This window comes from Methanobrevibacter sp., from assembly GCF_030539555.1.
Lineage (GTDB): Archaea > Methanobacteriota > Methanobacteria > Methanobacteriales > Methanobacteriaceae > Methanocatella.
The window spans coordinates 1-20,579 of sequence record NZ_JAUNXX010000028.1; the positions used below are offsets into that span (position 1 = coordinate 1).

Below are 20,579 nucleotides of genomic sequence, written 5' to 3' on the forward strand. Positions count from 1 at the left end.
TGATAAGAATCCAGAACTCATATTTAATAATGATATAATGTCTGATATCGCTATGAAACTTTGTATATTGGTTCTTTCAATTTTCATGTTTTAACTCCAGTAATACTTTTTATCTTATCACTTATTAATTTTATCTTTTAATTCACTTTATTATTATTAATATTTATTTTTAGTTATTGATAAGTGTTATTTTTCATCAATTGAAATAATTTAGCCATAATTTTAAAATTTACTTAAAATTTAAATCATTTTTCTAATTTAAATATTGATTTTCACACGAAACTTTTAATAATTGAAATTTATTAACTTATTTAATCTAAATAACCTTCAAAGACAAAAATATATATAATAATAGTTTAAAAAAATATTAAGTGTTAGACTTTAAAAAATGTCAATTTGTCGATTATTTAAATGTTAAATTTAATGTTTTTTTAATTTGACAAATCAGATTTAAAGTTAAATTAAAATTTAATTAATATAATGCGAGTAGTTAAATGATTGAAGATAATATACGTGTCCTTAGGCAGGCTGCAAGATTAACCACCGATAGCAACTATAAAGTTGATAAAAGTTGGTGTATTATTGCAGGCAACGATGATTTAATTGATGGAATGGCGTATAAGGCTATCGCTTCAAATCATAATGTTAAAATTCTGTTTCGGGAACATGTTATATTAAAAGAAGGCAGATTAGATAAAAAATTTGATTTTATCATGCTTTATGGTAATTCAATTGTTTTAAATGATTTCAAACGCGAAACTGAAAGAAATGGTGGTGCTTTTATTGCCATTTCAAGAAATAATTTAGTTGATGAACCTAATTTGATGGTTTTTGTAGCTCCAGATGACGTAATTAGGGATGTTGTTTCAATCATTGAAAAATCTAGGATTTCATTTGCAATCTTGAAAGAATCACAAACTACTAATTTCATTAATATTGATTTAAATAATGATGTAAGATTACCAAACTTCGTCAAATCTGCTTTGAAACCATTTTACAATGCAAATGAGGTAGTTTTATCTACAATATTGATTTCAGTTGAGAAAGATACCTTTGTTAAAAAGGTTCAAAGTATCGCTACATCAAATAAAGTTTTCGTTATAGATTTTAAAGATATTGTAACGGAGGAATAATCATGAATATTTTTGGAAAGGATGAGGAAGAACCAGAAACTACTGATACTAAAGTCATTAGCAATAGTTTAGGAATTGATTTAGGAACTTTAAACACTGTTATTGCAAAACCTTCAGGGGATAAATTTGATTTATACCAAATACCTTCTGTTGTTGCGGTTAAAAAAGATGACCCGTCTGAAGTTTTGGCTGTTGGTGAAGAAGCTAAAAGAATGCTTGGAAGAACTCCAGAGGATATTCTCGCAGTAAGGCCTTTGAAAAAAGGAGTTATCGAGAATGTTGTCCAAGCACAGGCTTTACTCATTAAGGCAATGCAGATTGGTATTAATGAGGGAGAACGTGTTGGAAGAATAGTTATTGGAATTCCTGGTGATGCATCAGAAGTGGAAAAGAATGCTGCTGAAGAAATTGGTAGAAAAGCTGGTGCTCAAAATATTTTGGTTATCAGTGAAGGATTAGCTGCCGCTATCGGTGCAGGTTTGCCTATTGCAGAACCGAACGGCACAATGGTGATTGATATTGGTGCCGGGTCAACTGATATTGTAATCATATCTCTTGGTGGTATTAATGATATTGAAACCGTCAGATGTGGTGGTGATGATGTTGATAATAAGATAGTTGAACTTGTTGCGGAAAAATATGATGTAGCTATTGGTATTCATGATGCGGAATCTGCAAAGATTGAAGTTGGTATGGTTCACTGTTCTGAACAACTTGAAAACTTAAGTGTTGAAGTCATTGGTAAATCTTTAGAAACTAACAGACCTAAAAAAGTTGTTATTGATTCAATGTTAGTTGCAGATGCTGTAGAACCATTCATGCAACAAATTGTAGGTGGATTAAATGTAATTTTAGAAAGACTGTCTCCTGAATTAATGATGGGCGTTTATAATAATGCTGTTGCAGTTGGTGGAAGTTCAAGACTTCGAGGATTAAAAGAAAGAATTTTCGATGAAATTTCTATTCCTGTAGAAATCTCTGAAGACCCAATGACTGTTGTTGCAAAAGGTACTGCTATCGTTGCTGCAGAACCTCTTGCATTAGAACCTGAAGTCCGTCTTAGAGCTATGAAATAAATAATTTTATTTATTTCTTTTTTTTCACTTTTTTCACTGATTTTTATGGATATTTTAGGCATTGATGAAGCGGGCAGGGGATCTGTCTTGGGCCCTATGGTTATTGCAGGAGTTATGGTTCCCGAAAAAATGGAAAAGGTCCTTGAAAGAATGGGGGTTAAAGATTCAAAAAGATTGACTCCTAACAGGCGTACAATTTTATCCAGAAAACTAAAAAAGATGTTTGATTATGAAATTGTTGTCATTACTGCTTTAGAAATTGACCAAATGAGGGCAGAGGGAATAAATCTCAATGATATTGAAAAAAATGCAATGAGGGATTTGATTATCAAATTAAATCCTGAAAAAGCAATTGTGGATGCTGTTGATGTTAAAGCTGAAAGATTTCAAAATAACCTCTGTGAATCAACGGGAGTTAATGTGATTGCCGAGCATAAGGCTGATGATAAATATATTGTGGTAAGTGCAGCTTCCATAATAGCTAAAGCTGAAAGGGATGCTCAAATATCTGAAATCAATAAAGAATACATTAAAATGGGAGGGATTGGTTCGGGTTATCCGTCTGATCTAACTACAAAAGAATTCTTAACTAATTATACTTATGATGAAATGCCTGAGTTTGTTAGAAGGTCATGGGCTACTGTTTCTAAAATGAAATAAATGCCTTTTTATTTAAATAATATTTAAGTATAGGAATTAATAAATTTATTTTTATATGTTTTTTCAATATTGAAAAAGATAGATGATGAAAATGATTATTGAATATATTACTTCATTTTTTAATGGAATTGTGGATATTTTTACTCAAGGAGGGCTTATTACTTATATTATTCTTTTTATAGGTGTTTATGGGCTCATCATTTCTATTAGAAAAATCTCATATCTTAGAAAAATTAGTAAAGTAGACACTACTGAAATTTTTGGTGTTGTAACTGCTTCTATGGAAAGAGGTGGTGCTGTCGAAGCTTTAAAACAAATAAATGGTTTTAAAAATCCTATTTCAAGAATTATTTCAGAAACTTTAAAGATTGGTTATAAAAACAAAACCGAAGTTGAAGAAAGTATGGAACAGATTTTCATTGTTGAAGTTGCTAAAATGACTAAAGGATTGAATACTATTAAAACACTCACTGAATTAGCCCCATTTTTAGGATTAATCGGTACTGTTATCGGTATTTGGATGACATTTAAATCATTGGGTGTTCATCCTGATTCTGCAGCTATGGCTGAAGGTATTTATGTTGCTTTAACAACTACAATTATGGGTCTTTTAGTTGCAATTATCTTACTTCCGCTCCATACTTATATCCAAGGATTAATTGAAGCTGAAATGGATAAAATTGAACTTGCTACCAAAATGACTAATTGGGGTTATGCAGTAGTTAAAGTTAGAGTGGATTCTAATGTTGAATGTGCTCTAGAAGCTCTTCAAGAAGCTGAAGGGGTTGTTAATACCAGATTAATTTCAGATCCTTATGCAAATATTAAGGTTTCGTTCAAACCAAGTATGTTGGATAAGAGTATTTCAAATATTATTTTAGAGAAATGTAATGTTAATGCTGAAATTACTGAAAGTAAACTAAGACAATAGGTGATTAAATGGCTATTGATGTAAGAAGACATAAAAAGAAAGTTCTTAATCAAAAACCAAGTATTAACTTGGTTCCATTTATTGATATTTTATTCACTATAATGATTTTCTTAGTTGTAACAAGTAATTTTTCAGCTACTGATGTTCAAGCTGATGACTCTGATGTTGTGGATGATGCCACTGGAAAACCTAATGTAACTGATATTTCGGGTGATCAAGAGTATTATGTTGTCCCTGTTGCCAATTTGCATAAAGTGACAGTCAATGGTCAAGATCACTCGGACTCAATTGCGGGTAGTGCCGTAGGTGTGCAAGCGCAAGTTATGGACAATGGTCAAATCAAAATCAAACCTGGTGAAATAGAAATTATTACTCCTCCAGGAGTATCACCTGATAATGCTGTTCAACGTCCGGAGTTATAATATTGAGGGATAACTATGTATACGGGGAGAATTTTATCAATTGGGATGAATAATGATGGTAAACCTTTCGTTGCTTATCGTGTATCAAGTAGGTCATTTCCTAATAGGCAATGCTTAAAATTTGATAATCGTGCAGCTATTGTTCCGAAGGAAGGTTTTGAAAAGGATATTTACGAAAACACATATATTACATATAATTGTATTCGTATTGTAAAAGATATGGCAATTGTATCAAATGGAGCTCATACTGATGTTATTGCTGATAAAATATCATTGGGAATGAACATTAAAGATGCTATTGCATATTCCTTGCTTACTATGGACTATGAAAAAGATGATTATCATACTCCAAGAATAGCTGGTGTTGTCACATCCACTAACAAGAAGGATGAATACGGTTGTTATATTGGAATTGCTAACGATAAGAAATTATTGGTTGAGGCAGTTCCTTATGGTGAAGCCGTATTTATTTCAACTTATGGTAGTCAAGTACATGATGTTGTAGAATTTGATGCAAAAACTGCTGCTGAATCAGCTAAATTTATTTTTGATGAAGGTACTTTTGCTAATTATAAAAAGCCAGTAACTTCTGGGGCAGCTGTTTTTAATGGAGAATGGACTATAGATGTCTATAATCCATAATTTTTTATTTTTTTTTAATTTCACGTTGATATTATGACAATTGAATTAATCGGTTTAGATAATGTGCCTATTGTGGATAGTGATAGTGATATTGCACTGATTATTAAAGATGCGATTGACAAGCAGGGCTGTTCTATTAATCATGGGGATATTATTTTAATTGCTGAGACTTTAATTTCCAAATCTGAAGGAAACTTTATCAAAATCGATGAATTGATTCCTTCTGAAAAAGCAATAAGTTTGGCTGAAAAATCTAAAAAAGACCCTAAATTGGTCGAAGCTATTTTAAATGAGTCCAATGAAGTCGTTGAAGTTGGTCCTAATTTCATAATAACCGAAACAAAGCATGGTTTTGTTTGTGCTAATGCAGGTATTGATGAATCTAATGTGGGTGAAGGTTTAGCCACTCCAATGCCAATAAATCCTGATAAATCCGCTAACAAAATTCGAGAAGCATTAGAAAATGAATTTGAAGAAGAAATTGCTGTTATAATTACTGATACTCAGGGTAGAGCATTTAGATTTGGTGCTATAGGAACTGCAATTGGATGTTCTGGAATATCTCCTCTTTGGAGAAGAGTTGGTGAAAAAGATTTATATGGGCGTGAATTAGAAACCACGGAAATTGCAACTGCTGACGAATTGGCAGCAGCGGCATCACTTATCATGGGTCAGGCAGATGAAGGTCTTCCGATTGTTTTAATTCGAGGATTTTCTAGTTTTGACACTTTGAGAAATATTGATGCAGGTATGGATTCTATTATAATGCCAAAAGAATTTGATGTATTTAGAAAATAAGTGAAATTTATGATTACTGTTTTATCTGGAGGCACAGGCACTCCAAAATTATTGCAAGGACTTAAAGAAATTGTCGATCCAAATGATTTGACAATTATTGTGAATACTTTAGAAAACGATTATTTTTCAGGCGTTTATGTTTCTGCGGACATTGATACTGTACTCTACACTATGTCTGACATGATTAATGATGAGTTATGGTATGGGGTTAAAGGAGATACATTTATTACTCATGAAAGGCTTGATGAAATTGGATGTCCTGAACTGCTCAGAATTGGGGATATTGATAGGGCTACAAAAATACAGAAAACTCAGCTAATGGAAGAGTATGGTCTCTCTAAAGCTGTTGAAATTCAAGCAGAAAAAATGGGCATACCCTCTAAAATAATTCCAATGAGTGATGAAAACTCGGACATTAAGATAATCACGGATATCGGTGAGTTGGAATTCCATGATTTTTTAATAAAACATCAATCACAACCCGAAGTTCTTGATATTAAATTTTCTGATGTTTCACCTGCTTCAGGAATTATCAATTCGATTGAAAATTCACAAGCAGTTATTATTGGTCCTTCTAATCCTATTACTTCAATTTCTCCAATATTGTCTTTAGATGGTGTTAAAGATGCTTTAAGAGATACATATGTAGTTGCGGTATCTCCAATTATTGGTTCTGATTCTGTTTCAGGTCCTGCCAGTAAGTTCATGAAAGCATTAAATATTGATGTTTCATCAGTTGGTGTTGCATCATTATATGAAGATTTTTTAGATAATATTGTTATAGATAATAAAGATGCTGATAAAAAACAACAATTAAATCAAATAGTTAATAAGGTAACAATTACAAATACAATTATGAATAATTTAGATGCTAAGAAAAATTTGGCACAAATTATTATAGATAGTATTCCTTAATTTAAAGAGGCGATTATCAAATGATACAAATGACATTAATACAAATTGACAATTACGGACCATGGACTGTAACTCCAAGGCCACGTACAGAATCTGATTTACAAATGCTTCAAGCTAATTTATTTGCTGATTTAAATAATCATTTCGGTAATAAAAAAGGTTTAGTTTTCTTTACAAGATTTGATAATTTACTTGCAATTTCTAATGGTCTTGATGAAGAAGACCATTTAAGAATTCAAAGATCAATCAGAAATAGATATCCTATAACTATCAGTATGGGTGTAGGTGCTGCTGAAACTCCTCATGAAGCTCAAAAATTAGCAACTATTGCTCTTCAAAAGGCAGGTAGTGCACAATCTGGTGAAAGAAAAGAGATATTGGCCATAGATAGCTTAGTCAATGAAGAGGATAGTTATGTTCAGGCAGCGCACATTGATATTAATAGTGTAACCGAAACTTTAACTGATATCGAATCAGCTTTTGATACAAGTTTCATGGTTAATAAAGCCCAACATTACTTGATGACTAAATTAATTAAGAAAGGCGCATTATTGTTCTTCATTGGCGGTGATAACTTCATGTCCCCATGCAATGGTTTGACTGAAAAAGAAATTGAAGAAATAATGGTTGAAATAGATGAAGAAATTGGCATTAAACTCAAAGCCGGTATTGGTAGAGGTAAAAATGCTGAAGATGCGGCTTATATGGCTGATATTGGTCTTGAAGAAATCCGTGCTAATAATAATGAAATGTGGACTTGGGTAATTGAAAAAGAATACTAAGTGAGACAATGTTGAAAGTAGTTGCGCCAATGGCGGGAATATCTAATTCCGAATTTTTGAACAAAGTTATTCCATATGGTTTTGATGTAGCTACTTTGGGCGGTTATAGCTTGGATGAGCCAACAATTGAAGCAAGCAAAAAAATTGTTGAAAGGGGAAGAAAAGAATTTGATTTTTCTTTAGATGAAATATTTTCACATATTGAAAAGGAAGTTACCTCAATTAAGAATGTTCACAGGAATGTAAAAGTATCTGCAAATGTTAGAGCAACCACTCCACAACCAATTATCGAAGTTGGTAAAATTAAAGGGTTGGATATTGTTGAAATTAATTGTCATTGTCGCCAAGATGAAATCACATCCATTGGTTGTGGACAAGAAATGTTGAAAAGGCCTGATTTGCAGGATTTCATTTCACAAATTGCTGATAATGTTGACTGTGAGGTTTCAGTAAAAATCAGAGCAAATGTTGATGGAATCGATACATTGCATGTTGCTCATCTGATTGAAGATGCAGGTGCGGATTATTTGCATATTGATGCTATGAAGAATGGCGTGTTTGATGCTGATTATGATCTTTTAAAAAAAGTTTGTGACAACACTAAAGTTAAAGTTATTGGAAATAACTCTATCAATTGCGAAGAAAATATTAAGAAAATGGTTAAAACTGGAATTTATGGATTTTCAATAGCAAGAGCAGTTATTTCCGGCAATTTGGACTTTAAAATTTCTCAATTTTAATATTTTTAAACAATTTTTAGTCAAATGTATAACGAGTGCTTTAAAACAATTGTTATTAGAAAGTATTATTAATAGTTTATTATAAAAATTATTTTAATAGGTGATTTCATGGATTTTATTACACTTAAAAATATAACAAAATCTTTTGATGATGTTGATGTTCTTAAAGATATTAATTTAAAGATTAGCGAAGGGGAAACTTTAGGTATTTTGGGACGTAGTGGAAGTGGAAAATCTGTTTTAATAAACATGTTAAGAGGAACTAAAGATTATATGCCTGATTCTGGTAGTATTATAATGAATCTTGCCGTTTGTCCGAAATGTTTGGCTGTTGACTCACCATCCCACGTCGGTGAAAAATGTAGTTGTGGTGCAACTTTGGAAGTTAAAGAGGTAGATTTCTTTAATGCAGAAAGAAAATTGTTTGCAAGCATTAAAAGAAGAATTTCCATCATGTTGCAACGTAACTTTGCATTGTATGATGAAGAAACTGTAATCGAGAATGTAATGAGGGCAATGCCTGAAGATAAAGATTATGAAGAAGGTTTATACTTTGCTTTAGAATTATTGGAAATGGTTCAGATGAATCATAGGATTACCCACATTGCTCGTGATTTAAGTGGTGGGGAAAAACAAAGAGTCGTGCTTGCAAGACAATTGGCTAAAAATCCTATGATGTTTTTAGCTGATGAACCAACAGGTACTTTAGATCCGCAAACTGCAGTAAAACTTCACAATACTTTGAAAGAAGGTGTAAAAGATAAAGGAATCACTATGTTAATCACTTCCCACTGGCCGGAAGTAATGACTGAACTTGCAGATAATGTAATCTGGTTGGAAGATGGTCAAATTAAAGAAGAAGGCAATCCGCAAACTGTTGTAGATCATTTCATGGAAACTGTACCAATTCCTAAAAAACCAGAAATCCCGGAATTCGGTGAGAAGCAAGTAGTTCTTGAAGATGTTAAAAAACATTATTATTCAATTGAAAGAGGAGTAGTTAAAGCTGTTGACGGAATTAGCTTAGAAATCAATAAAGAGGAAATTTTCGGTATTGTAGGATTAAGCGGTTCCGGTAAAACAACCACTACAAGAATGTTAATGGGACTGACTGAACCAAGTAGCGGTGATATAGAAATTAAACTTGGTGATGAATGGATTGACATGACTAAAGTTGGTCCTTTAAACCGTGGTCGTATCATGCCTTATATAGGTTTATTACACCAAGAATATTCATTATATCCTCATAGGACTATTTTAGGTAACCTAACTGATGCTATTAGTTTAAATTTACCTGCTGAGTTTGGTAAAATTAAAGCGGTTCATGCATTGACAACTGTAGGATTCTCTGAAGCAGTGGCTAATAGTATCCTTGATAAATATCCAGATCAATTAAGTGTTGGAGAAAAACACAGGGTGGCTCTTGCACAAGTTTTAATCAAAGAACCAAATCTTATTGTTTTGGATGAACCAACAGGTACTATGGACCCTGTTACTCGTGTTGTTGTAACTGATTCTATCTTAAAAGCACGTACAGAATTAGAACAAACATTTATTATCATTTCTCACGATATGGACTTTGTTTTAGATGTTTGTGATAGGGCTGCTTTGATGAGGGGAGGCAAACTCCTTGATATTGGCACTCCTGAAGAGATAGTTCAACAATTAACTCCTGATGAAAAAGAAGACATGTTAAAAGAACATTAGTTTTCTTATTCATTTAACATTTTTTTTATTTTTTTCCAATCGGGACAATATTTGTCCATTAATTTTTTAAATTTTTTTCCGTGATTGAATTCAATCAGATGGCATAATTCATGAATCATCACATATTCAAGACATTTTGGGTCTTTTTTTGCTAGTTTTAAATTTAATGTTATCCTTTTATCGTGGTATCTGCAGTTTCCCCAATTTTTCATTTTTCTAACTTTTACTTCTGATGGTCTTTTTCCAACAATTGAACTGCATTTTTTTAAAACTGGCGGTACTGCTTTTTTCATTTCAGTTCTATAGAATTCATCCAATATTTTCTTTCTTTTATCAATTGTGCTTCTTTTTGGTGTCGGTAAATATATGGTTGTTTCTTTAACAAAGGCATTTTTAATTTTTTCATTTGAAATTAATTGCAATGTGTATTCTTTTCCCCATAAATAATGTCTTTCAACGTTTTTATATTTCAATTCTCCATGTATATTGTTTTCCAGAATCAATTTTTGTTTTTTAACTATCCATTCTTTTTTTGATTTAATGAAATTGAATATGTCCTCATCGGATAAAAATAGTGGGGCAGATACTTTAACTTCGCCGTTTGGGGGTAAAATGCGCATATACATATTTTTAATGTTTTTTCGATATAGTGTAATGTTTATGTCTTCAATAATGATTTTTTCTTTGCTCATCTTTTTACCTGAAAATTGTTAAGGTTTAAAAACTTTATTGTGTTTTTTATTAAATTGTAATGCTTTTAGCAAGTCATTAGTATCTGTTAATTTATATTATATTCTCAAGTGTCATTTGTTACATAATTGTTTTTTAGTTATATATATTTTTATAAAAAAGATTATATATTCATAGTTTAAATAAATTATATTAATATTTTATAATTATTAGCTTATTATATAATGTGAACTTAAATTATTTTGGAGGTTTATTATGACTTGGGAAGATGCACCATCTCATATTTGTAGAGGGGGAGATGTAAGAGGACTTGCATTTTGTTGTCCTCCAGTAAAACCATGCCCAGTATTAAATGCTTTGCAGGAAGTTAATTTAACTCCGCAGGAATATATTGATATTAAGATTCAATTCGGAAAAGAAACCAGATTAGGTGAAGGTGCCGGAACTTGCTTCGGCTCACTCATATGGTGTTGTAAACCATCTAAACCTTGCCCATTAAGGGATATGACTTTAAGAAATATGGGTATGAGTCATGATGACTATTTGGATTTAAAAAAGGAATTGTCTGAAAGATTAGTTGGTGTTAAAAAACCGGATCCTGATGAAAAAGCTGAAGCATTAGCTGAAACATTCAATGTTTCTAAATTAGAGGCTATGAATGTTCTGACTGAATGTAATAATGATTTAAGGGCTGCAGTAAAAGTATTGCATGCCAAATCACTTGAAAATTCTGATTAAAATGGATTGGACTTCTCTTTATTTTAAAACATCAAATTTAAATGTGTTTATTTTAGGTACTGGGGAAGTTGCATCTAGAAGGGCAAATAAGTTTTTGGATCATGGTGCCAATGTAAAATTGGCTGGAAGTAATATCTCACATGACCTTGAAGATAAGGGCGCTGTTTTATGTTCTATTGAGGATGTGGATGGATTAGTTGAATGGTCTGATTTGGTTGTAATTGCAAGCGGTGATGAAGGCTTGTCTGATTATGTTTCTAACATTGCTCGGGGTAAACTGATTAATCGGGCGGATTTTCCGCAAAAGGGAGATATTATTGTTCCTACAAGTTTTGAAATCGGGGATGTTGAAATATCTATTTTTACTAATGGAAAAAGTCCATTAATGGCTCGTCAATTAAGAAAAAAAATACAGTCAATAATTACTGAAGAGGATATTTTAGAAATTGAACTCCAGGATTATGCACGTTCTATTTTAAAAGATTCCGTTGAAACTCAAAAAGAAAGACGAAAATATCTTTACGAAATTTTTGAAGATGAAAAGATTAATGATTTTATAAAAAGGAATCAGATTGATGAAGCTAAAGTTTATATTGACAATTTAATAAGGGGATTATAGTGATACTTAATTTAAGAGTTGACCATAAAATTGCTGATATACAATCAATGGAAAGTATATCAAAAGATATAGATGATTTGTTTTGGAAATTGCAGGATAAATATTCTATAAATGAATATATTGAGATTTCTACTTGTAATCGGAAAGAATATTATATTAACAATGATTACATCGAAGAGGATGATGAGTTGTTGTCACATGAAAATCAAAGCATCATAATCGAATATGGTCAATCTGCTGTTATGCATTTATTACGTATGACTTCCGGTCTGGAATCAATGATTGTCGGTGAAGACCAAATTTTGGGCCAGGTCAAGGATGCAAAGCATAAAGCATCTAAAAATCATCATTGCGGCAAATCTTTAGATGCTATTTTTACAAAAGCGATTCATGTTGGGCAAGTTGTTAGAAATAAGACCAATATTAACAAAGGGGCAGTTTCCATAGGTTCTGCTGCAATTGGCCTTGCAGAAAAACATATGGGTAGCTTGAATGACAAATCTGTTTTGGTTATTGGTGCTGGAAAAATGGGTCGATTGGTTGCTAAAGCACTTGCTGAGAAAGATTTAAATGCAATTTTTGTAGCAAATAGAACTTACTATGTTGCAATTGAGCTTGCTAAGGATTTGGGCGGTGAAGCAATTCTTTTCAATGATTTGGAAGAATATCTTGCTACTGCAGACTTGGTCATCAGTGCAACCAGTGCACCTCATGCAATCATTACCAAGAACCGTCTTTTGGGCATTGACAGGGATTATGAAAGCCTGATGATGGTTGATATTGCAAATCCAAGAGATATTTCTGATGATGTGTGTGAATTGGGTGTTAAATCTTTCAATATTGATGATTTAAGAGAAATTGCTGATGAAAACACCCATCTCAGGATTAAGGAATTTGGTGAAGCAGAAAGCATCATCGATGAAGAGTTCATTTTACTTAAAGAATCGTTTAAAATAATGGAAGTTGATGAAATTCTAGGTAATTTAAGGGCATCTATGGAAGAGATAAGACAACGTGAAACTAAAAAAGCGTCATCTAAATTGTCTGATGTAGATGGTAGTGCAAAAATTTTGAATAATCTTACAAATTCCATTGTTAACAAAATATTTTTTGATATTTCTAAAAAAGTTAAAGATGCTGCAAAAGATGATAATGAGGATGTTATCAAAGCAGCAGAGTATATATTCAATTCAAATTAGGTGTTAAATTTATTCAAACATTCCCTTAACATCAATATTTTTAATTTTTGCAGATTTTACTGCATAATTTATATTTTCCATATTGAGTGTATTGCTGTCATTTGCAATCGCATTGTGAAGGGCTGTTTTAAGAATTTTTTCTTTAATGTCTCTTCCAGACATATTTTTAGTTAATTTAACAAGTTTATTCATATCTAAATCATATTCCAGAGGAATGGTGTTAAGATTTATTTCCAATATCTCTTTTCGCTCTTCGTCATTAGGCAAATTAAATTCAATTTCTTCTTCAAATCTGCTTCTAACTGCATAATCGAGTGAAGTGGGATTATTTGTAGCTCCTATGGTTATGATTGATTTGTTTTCGATTATTCCATCCATTTCGGTTAGAAGGGAATTTACAATTTCAGATACGTCTCCTCTTAATGCCTGAAATGACCTGTGCAATGCTATGGCATCAATTTCATCAATAAATATTATTGATGGTGATTTTTCACTAGCTTTTCTAAATAATTCATGAATTTTGGATGCACCATCTCCAACATGGTCTCCTATTAATGAAGTTGCTTTAATTAAATGAAGCGGAACTTCAAGCTCGTTAGCTAATGCTTTTACAAGCATGGTTTTACCAGTGCCTGGAAGACCATAAAACAAAATATTTTTTGGAGCCCAAGGTCCGAACTTTTCTGGATTTTCCAAATATTTAATTATCACTTTAACTTTATTTTTAGCATTTTCCTGTCCGATAATATCTGAAAGTTTAATGGAAGAGTCAAATTTGATTTCGTCTTTTGATTTGTTAATCTCTTCATCAATAAGTTTTATTTTTGTTTTTTCAGAAATTATTGATCCATTTGGTTTTGCAGTGATTATCTCAAAACCGTAATCAGGTATGATTTTTTGATCGAAAAGATAAGAGTTTTCGTTTACTTCTAATCCCAACCACTGTTCTCGTGCATATTCTTCAAATAATTCTTTGTTGGTAATTTCAAAGTCGTTTTCGATTAAATTGAAATCAAAAGGATAACCAACGGCTTTGAGAACAACATATTCAGCATATTCTTTATTTTCATTATCTTTTTTTGATGATTTGGAGGTTGCGGATTTTATTTCCGGCTTTTTATTATCTGTTTTCAACAATTCACTTCCTAGATTTTTCACTAATTTTTAACATTTTTCTTATTTGTATGTTTTATTATTTAAACAATGACTTATATATTAAAAGTAGGTGGCGAAAATCATGAGTTTCAGAACAAGACGAGTACTATTTATGACTCCATTCTACATCGTATTTCAATTCTTCTTGTTAAAATACGTGTTTTTATTAGTTTGGGACATGAATGATGTGTGTCTGGGTTCAATAGCAATCTTCATTGGTTTATCGCATTTCATTCCAATGTTATTTGAAACAAAAAAATCAAGAGGAATCACAAGATTTCTGCAGACCGTTGATGGCATTTGGCTGTGGGCATCATTAATGTTTCTGATTGATATTGTTGTAATTTATTTGATTGGAATGTTTGTCATGATTCCTAATGAAATAATTTTCTTGTTATTGGCTGCAGTTCCTATTTTGGGCATATATAATTATTATAAAGCACATAAATTAATTGTCAATGAGTGTACATTATACTTGGATGATTTAGCTCATGATATCGACATTGTCCATTTGTCAGATGTGCATTTTGGTTCGGTAAGGCATAAAAATATTATCCAACAAGTTGCAGATAAATTAAAAGAATTGGAAAATACCTGTGAGATGGCTATTATTTCGGGGGACCTGGCAGATGGGTCCAGTGTAGTTGAAAGTAGTGATTTTGATGCATTAAAAGATGTTGATATGCCGATAATTTTCACACCTGGAAATCATGATTTCTATCCTGGAATTGAAAATGTTATTGAAGCTTGTAGAAATGCAGGTATTATTGTATTGGATAATGATAAATTTGAATTTAAGAATTTGAATGTATATGGATTAACATTTAGCTTTGATGATGTTGAAATGCCTACTGTAGATGAAATTAGGAACAGTTTAAATCCTAATTTGGTTAATATAATCAATTATCATGTTCCCTACTATTGGGAGGAATTGTCATCTTTAGGCTTTGATATACAATTGTCCGGCCACACTCACGGAGGGCAGTTTTATCCTGCAATCAATTTTACAAAATTAATGTTTAAGTATAATAAGGGACTTTTCAAAAATGATTTGGGCAAATATCTGCATGTAACGACTGGTGTGGGGTCTATGGATACTCCAATGAGGTGGGGTACGGATTCTGAGATGGTTATTTTAAAATTGAGAAAAAATATAACTGGGAGTATAAAACATGAAAGGGTTTAAGTTTTGTAGTGAATGCGGATTTAAATTACAACCTTCTGATAAATTCTGTCCAAATTGCGGAGTTAAGTTGGGATATAGTGATTTTGAATTAATAGATGATGATGACTTCTTTTTAAAATACAAAATCAAGATTGAAAACTTAAGCAAGGAATATGATTCAAAAGTGAATAATGCAATTGAATTGATCAATAAGCATTTTAAACCTTCCGAAAGAAGTTACAATAATTTTATCTCAACAATCAACGACAGCAATAATGTTTTTTATAATAATGTTGAAGTTGCATTAAGCATTATTGATTTATCTGATGGCGCATCTACAAAAATTAAAAAAGAACTTGACGATAAAATCCACACACTAAATGGGATAATTGATAAATTGGAAGAATTCATAGATGAGCTGATAATCAATTTGTCGGATAGAAGTAAAAATGAAGTTGAAAATTTAACGAAGGAACTAGACAGTTTAATTGATTCTGTAAAAGATTATTAAATCATCTTTTCATATAATTCTTTCATTTTTAAGGAATCCAAATCCCTAAGTGGGGTTTCACAAATAATATTGGCCTTCCATCCATTATCTATTAAGTTTTCAAGCAAATCTTTTATATTCGGACCATATTCATCACTTTCGTCTAATGTGTGATGTTTTACTTCCCCATGTGATGAATATTCGATTGTTGTAAAGTGACAATGCAGGCGGTCAATGTCCAATTTCTCTTCAATTGTTGAAAAAATGCAATTGTAATCATCTTTTTTGGTCAAAAATCCTCTTCCACGAGCATGAATATGTGCAAAGTCAATTGTAGGTTCAAAGTGATCAAAAGTAGCGCACAACTCAACAATCTCTTGAATATTTCCTTGTTGGACTCGTTTACCTGTAGTTTCCGGAGCGAATGTAAAATCTTCAATGCCTTCGGCTTCAAGTTCTTCAAATAATCTGCTGACAGTATTTTTAGATATTTCCATAGCTTTTTCAGGTTTCCTGTTCATGTAGGCACCTGGATGAAACACTAATCTGTATGCTCCCATCCATTCTCCTGCACGTGCTAATGATATCAAATGGCCAATGCTTTTATCTAATTTTTCTTCATCCTTTGCACATAGGTTAATATAGTATGGACCGTGCATGGAAATTAGAATGTCATGTTTTTGAGATTCTTCTTTAAGGGTTGTGGCAGCCTTTTCTCCAATTCTCACTCCATATGGTGTTTGATATTCATAAGAGTCAAGCCCCTCTTCAGAGATATATTTTGGAGCCTTATATGCTGCACCTTTATAATCAACTGGACTTCCAGCAGGTCCAAAAAGTACATCATGTTTCATTTAAATCAGTAAAAAATAGTAAAAAAGAGGGAATTTAGAATATTCCCATAGCTTTGTTTGTTTTTGCTATTGATTTTTCGTTATCTTTTTCCATTTCTAAAAGTGCACGGATAGCATCAATATTTTCAGGTATTACATCAGATTCTTGGTGCACTGCTTGCATGTAGAATAATTCGTTACCTACAACATTAATGGATTCTTTCCAAACTGGAATTTCATATAAATCGTTTCTGTTTCTTCCAAGTTCTTTAGCATATTCCATTAATTCGGCAGTTGAACCTAAACCTTCTTCAGCTGAAACAACAATCACTCTGGAACGTTTTTCTAAAGCCTCAATAATTTCTTCAGTTTCAACTTCATTGTTGATTTCAACCATAATGTTGTGTTGGTGCATTAATGTGGTAGGCACGAGCAATGCCATGGTTGTCACATCAATTCCTTTCATGACAGTTTTTACATCAGGGCCGTGGTGGGATGGCACTTTTGGAGGGTTTGGAACAATTGCATTGATTGGTCCTTTCTTGATTTCGGATGGGTCTGATCCTCTTCTTACCATCACCGCTCTAACTTTTTTAATATTAGCAATAGGGTCAATTGTGGATAATGTACGGGTTAATCCAGTGGTATTGCAGGAAACTACTCTAGTGTAATCTGCACCATATGAATCATCATAATTGGAAATAGCATTAAATGAAAGACCGGTTAGCTCATGGTCTTCTCCACCTTGATAGATTGCTTTGACTCCAGCTTTTTTATACATTTCAAGGTTTTGTGGTCCGATACTTCCAGGAGTACAGTCAACAACAACATCTGCTTCTTGAATCATTTCTTCAACAGTACCAGCTATTTCAATTCCAGCATCTTTGAATAGTTGTTCTCTTTCCGGAATTCCAATGTATAATGGATAGCCTTTTTCTTCAACAGCAGTTCTTGCTTCATAGTTTGGTCTAGTTTTACTTACACCAACTATCTTCATATCATCTTGAGCAGCTACAGCATCTGCCACTCTTTTACCGATGGTTCCATAACCATTAATAGCAACAGTTTTCATTTTAATCCCTTTTTAAATTATATAATTAAATTATTATATGAATTAAAATCTGTTGTTTAAGTTATTTATAATTTGATATTTGAAAATAAGAAAGTAATAAAAAAAGAAAAAGAAGTAGAATTATTCTACTTTAAAACCTGCTTCTTCAACAGCTTCATTAATGTCTGCATCACTTACATCATCAGACATTGTGATGGTGGTAATTCCAGAGTCTAAGTCTGCTTTAGCATCTTCAATTCCATCAACGTCTTTTAGGGAAAGTTCAACAGCATTTACGCATGATGGGCAGTGCATACCCACAACTTTAATTTCTTTTTCAGCCATAATAATTCACCTTATCTATTATTATGTTATCGGCTTATTTAAACTTTTAGTTATGCCTAACTTTTTTGGTTTCATGTAATCTTTTCGGGACATTTTGAAGTTAACTAGGGTGGAGGAGTAGATTATTACGATAACAGACCCTATGTTGTGAACTAGTGCTCCGGCAATGGGGTCTAAAACTCCTAAGATGGCCAAAGCCATTGCAAAAATATTCAATCCAAGGGAGAATGCAATGTTAAGATTAATTATTTTTAGGGTTTTTCTAGCAATAGCTATTAAATGAGGTATGTCTTCGATATTGTCGTTAATGAGGGCAATATTGGCAGCATCGATTGATATGTCACTTCCGATACTTCCCATTGCTATTCCAACATTCGCCTTTCTTAAAGAGGGTGCATCATTTATTCCATCTCCAATCATAGCAACCTTGTTGTTTTTCAATTGTCTCTGCTTTATGTATTTACTTTTATCTTCGGGCAAACAATTAAATTGTGCATTTGTTATTTTCACTTCACGGGCAATGTAGGAACCTGTTTTCTCATTATCTCCGCTAAGCAAAGTTGTTTTAATTCCAAGACATTTGAGTCTTTTGATTGTTTGCCTTGAATTTTCTCTTAAGACATCTGCTAAGACCACTTTTCCTAGAACTTTTCTGTTTTTTGATACATAGATTTCAGTCTCACCGTTAGTTGGCTGGTCATCATAGGCTGTGGAAATATTTTCACTTTCTAAAAGTTTTTTATTTCCAGCTAATATTAATTCGTTGTTTATTTTTCCTTTAACTCCTTTCCCAATCAACATTTCAAATTCAGACACTTCTGCTAAGTCATTATTGTTATAATGTTTTACAATAGATTTGGCTAAAGGATGTTCTGATTTTGATTCCAGTGAAGATAATAGGTACATCATCTCTTTTTTGTTATCTGAAACTACATTTGTAACTTCAGGTGTTCCGTATGTTAATGTCCCTGTCTTATCGAAAATGAATTCGTTTACATGAGCTAGCTCTTCTATGGATTCTCCATCTTTCACTAAGATTCCATGTTTTGTTAAATTTCCAATGCTTGCCATGATTGCAGTTGGTGTGGCAAGTACTAATGCACATGGACAGAACACCACTAAAATGGTAACTGATCTTATAATTTCTCCAGTAAATAGGTATGTTAGTATTGCTGCAGAAAAAGCAATAATCACAATCCATGTTGCCCATCTATCAGCTGATTTCACGATTTTGGCATTTTCAGGTTTTGAAGATTCAACTAATTTAATTAGCTTTTGAAAAGAACTGTCTTCACTTGTATTTGTTGCTTTCATGGTGAATGATCCGTAAAGATTTATTGTTCCACTGTAAACCTCGTCATTTTTAACCTTGTCAACGGGTAATGATTCGCCGGTTAAGGTTGCTTGGTTAATTGAGGTTTGCCCATCAATAATTACACCATCAGTGGGGATGCTTTCTCCCGGAAGAACTTTTAGGTTATCTCCAATTTTCACTTCTTCAACTGGAATCTGTTCTTCTTTACCGTTTTTAACTCTTGTTGCGATTTGTGGGGTAAGTTTTACAAGCTCTTCGATTCTTCCTCGAGTTCTTGATAGGGTATATTCTTCTAAAAACCCACCTATTGTCATGATTGTTGCAATTTCACCTGCTGCAAAAACTTCACCTATAATAATTGATGCAATGATTGCGATTGTTACAAGCAAATCTGCCTTAATATTAAATTCTGTAATTAATCCTTCAATACATTCTTTAAATATTGGTATCCCGCATAATATTATTGCAATCCAAGAGAGATAGCTGATGGATAATATAAAACTGGCAATAATACTTATTGCGGATATTGCGATAAGTATCAAATCTACCTTTTGTCTTTTATCAATTTTAAAATTCATATTAAACAGCCCCAATAGTATAGGTATACCCCTAGGGGTATATAAAGTTATTTTAAAAAAAATTAAAGTCTGGAATAGTATTCTAAAATTGATGAGATGTCACCTAATGCTTCGTCAGCATCCCCTTCTTCAATTGCCTCCTTAACACAATGTTCAAGGTGGCCTTCAACAATTATGTGTCCAACTTTGTGTAATGCTGATTTTGCAGCATTTACTTGCATCAATATTTGTTCACATTCAATATCTTCATCAATCATGCGGTCAATTGCATTGATTTGTCCGATGATTTTTTTAAGTCTTCTATGTAGATTTTCACTATCCATACATTCTTTCAAAATAACACAACCTATACCTATGGGGGTATATATTAAAATTAGTATATAAATATTTTGATTTAATTAAAAAAAATAAAAAAAGGAGGAAAATATCAAGCCTATGCTTGATTTTCCATTTCCTCAAATTTGGCTGGGAAATACTCGTCTACAACGTATTCAAGCCCATATTTTGAGAAAGATTGCTGTTCTGCTTTTTTACCTATCTTAAGCATCTTTTTAATTTCAGTTTGCCAGAAATCAGTTTTATACCTTGGGTCTTT

General features: G+C 32.3%; 23 protein-coding genes and 1 pseudogene. 16 read left to right on the top strand and 8 right to left on the bottom strand.

Annotated elements, in window-relative coordinates; all coding sequences use genetic code 11:
- The first annotated feature begins 494 nt into the window (after positions 1-494).
- The 11 genes from Q4Q55_RS06355 to atwA all read left to right on the top strand — a co-directional run bounded on the left by Q4Q55_RS06355 (position 495) and on the right by atwA (position 9,806).
- Complete coding sequence (locus Q4Q55_RS06355; RefSeq protein ID WP_303371985.1) at positions 495-1,133, top strand: hypothetical protein; 639 nt, start codon at positions 495-497, stop codon at positions 1,131-1,133.
- Positions 1,134-1,135: 2 nt separating this feature from the next.
- Entirely contained in the window at positions 1,136-2,209 is a 1,074-nt protein-coding gene (locus Q4Q55_RS06360) for a rod shape-determining protein (RefSeq protein ID WP_303371986.1), read from the top strand.
- A gap of 45 nt (positions 2,210-2,254) precedes the next feature.
- Positions 2,255-2,869, top strand: coding sequence for a ribonuclease HII (gene rnhB, locus Q4Q55_RS06365; protein WP_303371987.1), 615 nt, complete (start codon positions 2,255-2,257; stop codon positions 2,867-2,869).
- Positions 2,870-2,960: 91 nt separating this feature from the next.
- The gene (locus Q4Q55_RS06370; protein ID WP_303371988.1) at positions 2,961-3,800 is read left to right on the top strand and encodes a MotA/TolQ/ExbB proton channel family protein; all 840 of its coding nucleotides are present in this window, start codon (positions 2,961-2,963) and stop codon (positions 3,798-3,800) included.
- 8 nt (positions 3,801-3,808) lie between these two features.
- Positions 3,809-4,222, top strand: a complete 414-nt coding sequence (locus tag Q4Q55_RS06375; RefSeq protein ID WP_303371989.1) for a biopolymer transporter ExbD — start codon at positions 3,809-3,811, stop codon at positions 4,220-4,222.
- A gap of 15 nt (positions 4,223-4,237) precedes the next feature.
- Complete coding sequence (locus Q4Q55_RS06380) at positions 4,238-4,864, top strand: IMP cyclohydrolase (protein ID WP_303371990.1); 627 nt, start codon at positions 4,238-4,240, stop codon at positions 4,862-4,864.
- 33 nt (positions 4,865-4,897) lie between these two features.
- The gene (locus Q4Q55_RS06385; RefSeq protein WP_303371991.1) at positions 4,898-5,662 is read left to right on the top strand and encodes a coenzyme F420-0:L-glutamate ligase; all 765 of its coding nucleotides are present in this window, start codon (positions 4,898-4,900) and stop codon (positions 5,660-5,662) included.
- Positions 5,663-5,671: 9 nt separating this feature from the next.
- A complete protein-coding gene (cofD, locus tag Q4Q55_RS06390; protein WP_303371992.1) occupies positions 5,672-6,577 on the top strand; it encodes a 2-phospho-L-lactate transferase in 906 nt (301 codons plus the stop codon).
- A 20-nt stretch (positions 6,578-6,597) separates the two neighbouring features.
- Complete coding sequence (locus Q4Q55_RS06395) at positions 6,598-7,359, top strand: GTP cyclohydrolase III (protein WP_303371993.1); 762 nt, start codon at positions 6,598-6,600, stop codon at positions 7,357-7,359.
- 29 nt (positions 7,360-7,388) lie between these two features.
- A complete protein-coding gene (locus tag Q4Q55_RS06400) occupies positions 7,389-8,099 on the top strand; it encodes an MJ0144 family RNA dihydrouridine synthase-like protein (RefSeq protein WP_368660147.1) in 711 nt (236 codons plus the stop codon).
- Positions 8,100-8,207: 108 nt separating this feature from the next.
- Positions 8,208-9,806, top strand: coding sequence for a methyl coenzyme M reductase system, component A2 (gene atwA / locus Q4Q55_RS06405; protein WP_303371995.1), 1,599 nt, complete (start codon positions 8,208-8,210; stop codon positions 9,804-9,806).
- Between the two features lie 5 nt (positions 9,807-9,811).
- On the opposite strand, the gene Q4Q55_RS06410 is transcribed toward atwA, so the two are convergent.
- Positions 9,812-10,498, bottom strand: a complete 687-nt coding sequence (locus Q4Q55_RS06410; protein ID WP_303371996.1) for a M48 family metallopeptidase — start codon at positions 10,496-10,498, stop codon at positions 9,812-9,814.
- A gap of 253 nt (positions 10,499-10,751) precedes the next feature.
- Here Q4Q55_RS06410 and Q4Q55_RS06415 point away from each other — a divergent pair, with 253 nt between their 5' ends.
- The 3 genes from Q4Q55_RS06415 to hemA are packed head-to-tail and all read left to right on the top strand — an operon-like array spanning position 10,752 to position 13,052.
- Entirely contained in the window at positions 10,752-11,234 is a 483-nt protein-coding gene (locus Q4Q55_RS06415; protein WP_303371997.1) for a methanogenesis marker 9 domain-containing protein, read from the top strand.
- A gap of 1 nt (position 11,235) precedes the next feature.
- Entirely contained in the window at positions 11,236-11,853 is a 618-nt protein-coding gene (locus Q4Q55_RS06420; RefSeq protein WP_303371998.1) for a bifunctional precorrin-2 dehydrogenase/sirohydrochlorin ferrochelatase, read from the top strand.
- Positions 11,853-13,052: a glutamyl-tRNA reductase gene (hemA, locus tag Q4Q55_RS06425; RefSeq protein ID WP_303371999.1), complete on the top strand. Its 1,200-nt coding sequence runs from the start codon at positions 11,853-11,855 to the stop codon at positions 13,050-13,052. Before Q4Q55_RS06420 ends, hemA begins: the two co-directional genes overlap by 1 nt.
- 9 nt (positions 13,053-13,061) lie before the next feature.
- Here the strand turns inward: hemA and Q4Q55_RS06430 are convergent, their stop codons facing one another.
- On the bottom strand, positions 13,062-14,186 hold the full coding sequence (locus Q4Q55_RS06430; RefSeq protein ID WP_303372000.1) for an AAA family ATPase: 1,125 nt from the start codon (positions 14,184-14,186) through the stop codon (positions 13,062-13,064).
- A gap of 103 nt (positions 14,187-14,289) precedes the next feature.
- Here Q4Q55_RS06430 and Q4Q55_RS06435 point away from each other — a divergent pair, with 103 nt between their 5' ends.
- Both Q4Q55_RS06435 and Q4Q55_RS06440 read left to right on the top strand, forming a co-directional pair.
- Complete coding sequence (locus Q4Q55_RS06435; RefSeq protein ID WP_303372001.1) at positions 14,290-15,393, top strand: metallophosphoesterase; 1,104 nt, start codon at positions 14,290-14,292, stop codon at positions 15,391-15,393.
- Positions 15,380-15,883, top strand: coding sequence for a zinc ribbon domain-containing protein (locus tag Q4Q55_RS06440; RefSeq protein ID WP_303372002.1), 504 nt, complete (start codon positions 15,380-15,382; stop codon positions 15,881-15,883). The genes Q4Q55_RS06435 and Q4Q55_RS06440 overlap by 14 nt, the downstream gene beginning before the upstream one ends.
- On the opposite strand, the gene Q4Q55_RS06445 is transcribed toward Q4Q55_RS06440, so the two are convergent.
- The 6 genes and pseudogenes from Q4Q55_RS06445 to Q4Q55_RS06470 all read right to left on the bottom strand — a co-directional run.
- The gene (locus Q4Q55_RS06445; RefSeq protein WP_303372003.1) at positions 15,880-16,716 is read right to left on the bottom strand and encodes a TIM barrel protein; all 837 of its coding nucleotides are present in this window, start codon (positions 16,714-16,716) and stop codon (positions 15,880-15,882) included. The two genes, Q4Q55_RS06440 and Q4Q55_RS06445, sit on opposite strands and share 4 nt — an antisense overlap.
- A 34-nt stretch (positions 16,717-16,750) precedes the next feature.
- The gene (locus Q4Q55_RS06450; protein WP_303372004.1) at positions 16,751-17,767 is read right to left on the bottom strand and encodes a phosphorylating glyceraldehyde-3-phosphate dehydrogenase; all 1,017 of its coding nucleotides are present in this window, start codon (positions 17,765-17,767) and stop codon (positions 16,751-16,753) included.
- A gap of 120 nt (positions 17,768-17,887) precedes the next feature.
- The gene (locus Q4Q55_RS06455; RefSeq protein WP_303372005.1) at positions 17,888-18,091 is read right to left on the bottom strand and encodes a heavy-metal-associated domain-containing protein; all 204 of its coding nucleotides are present in this window, start codon (positions 18,089-18,091) and stop codon (positions 17,888-17,890) included.
- Between the two features lie 21 nt (positions 18,092-18,112).
- Entirely contained in the window at positions 18,113-19,984 is a 1,872-nt protein-coding gene (locus tag Q4Q55_RS06460) for a cation-translocating P-type ATPase (protein ID WP_303372006.1), read from the bottom strand.
- A 62-nt stretch (positions 19,985-20,046) separates the two neighbouring features.
- Positions 20,047-20,319, bottom strand: a complete 273-nt coding sequence (locus Q4Q55_RS06465; RefSeq protein WP_303372007.1) for a metal-sensing transcriptional repressor — start codon at positions 20,317-20,319, stop codon at positions 20,047-20,049.
- Between the two features lie 98 nt (positions 20,320-20,417).
- Positions 20,418-20,579, bottom strand: a pseudogene (locus Q4Q55_RS06470) (DNA topoisomerase VI); the annotation flags it as partial.

Coding starts and splice junctions, on each gene's coding strand:
- Q4Q55_RS06415 (WP_303371997.1), top strand. CDS start 10,752: ATGACTTGGGAAGATGCACCATCTCATATTTGTAGAGGGGGAGATGTA.
- atwA (WP_303371995.1), top strand. CDS start 8,208: ATGGATTTTATTACACTTAAAAATATAACAAAATCTTTTGATGATGTT.
- cofD (WP_303371992.1), top strand. CDS start 5,672: ATGATTACTGTTTTATCTGGAGGCACAGGCACTCCAAAATTATTGCAA.
- Q4Q55_RS06420 (WP_303371998.1), top strand. CDS start 11,236: ATGGATTGGACTTCTCTTTATTTTAAAACATCAAATTTAAATGTGTTT.
- Q4Q55_RS06460 (WP_303372006.1), bottom strand. CDS start 19,984: ATGAATTTTAAAATTGATAAAAGACAAAAGGTAGATTTGATACTTATC.
- Q4Q55_RS06370 (WP_303371988.1), top strand. CDS start 2,961: ATGATTATTGAATATATTACTTCATTTTTTAATGGAATTGTGGATATT.
- Q4Q55_RS06355 (WP_303371985.1), top strand. CDS start 495: ATGATTGAAGATAATATACGTGTCCTTAGGCAGGCTGCAAGATTAACC.
- Q4Q55_RS06410 (WP_303371996.1), bottom strand. CDS start 10,498: ATGAGCAAAGAAAAAATCATTATTGAAGACATAAACATTACACTATAT.
- Q4Q55_RS06400 (WP_368660147.1), top strand. CDS start 7,389: ATGGCGGGAATATCTAATTCCGAATTTTTGAACAAAGTTATTCCATAT.
- Q4Q55_RS06440 (WP_303372002.1), top strand. CDS start 15,380: ATGAAAGGGTTTAAGTTTTGTAGTGAATGCGGATTTAAATTACAACCT.
- Q4Q55_RS06395 (WP_303371993.1), top strand. CDS start 6,598: ATGATACAAATGACATTAATACAAATTGACAATTACGGACCATGGACT.
- Q4Q55_RS06360 (WP_303371986.1), top strand. CDS start 1,136: ATGAATATTTTTGGAAAGGATGAGGAAGAACCAGAAACTACTGATACT.
- Q4Q55_RS06435 (WP_303372001.1), top strand. CDS start 14,290: ATGAGTTTCAGAACAAGACGAGTACTATTTATGACTCCATTCTACATC.
- Q4Q55_RS06380 (WP_303371990.1), top strand. CDS start 4,238: ATGTATACGGGGAGAATTTTATCAATTGGGATGAATAATGATGGTAAA.
- Q4Q55_RS06385 (WP_303371991.1), top strand. CDS start 4,898: ATGACAATTGAATTAATCGGTTTAGATAATGTGCCTATTGTGGATAGT.
- Q4Q55_RS06450 (WP_303372004.1), bottom strand. CDS start 17,767: ATGAAAACTGTTGCTATTAATGGTTATGGAACCATCGGTAAAAGAGTG.
- rnhB (WP_303371987.1), top strand. CDS start 2,255: ATGGATATTTTAGGCATTGATGAAGCGGGCAGGGGATCTGTCTTGGGC.
- Q4Q55_RS06445 (WP_303372003.1), bottom strand. CDS start 16,716: ATGAAACATGATGTACTTTTTGGACCTGCTGGAAGTCCAGTTGATTAT.
- Q4Q55_RS06455 (WP_303372005.1), bottom strand. CDS start 18,091: ATGGCTGAAAAAGAAATTAAAGTTGTGGGTATGCACTGCCCATCATGC.
- Q4Q55_RS06375 (WP_303371989.1), top strand. CDS start 3,809: ATGGCTATTGATGTAAGAAGACATAAAAAGAAAGTTCTTAATCAAAAA.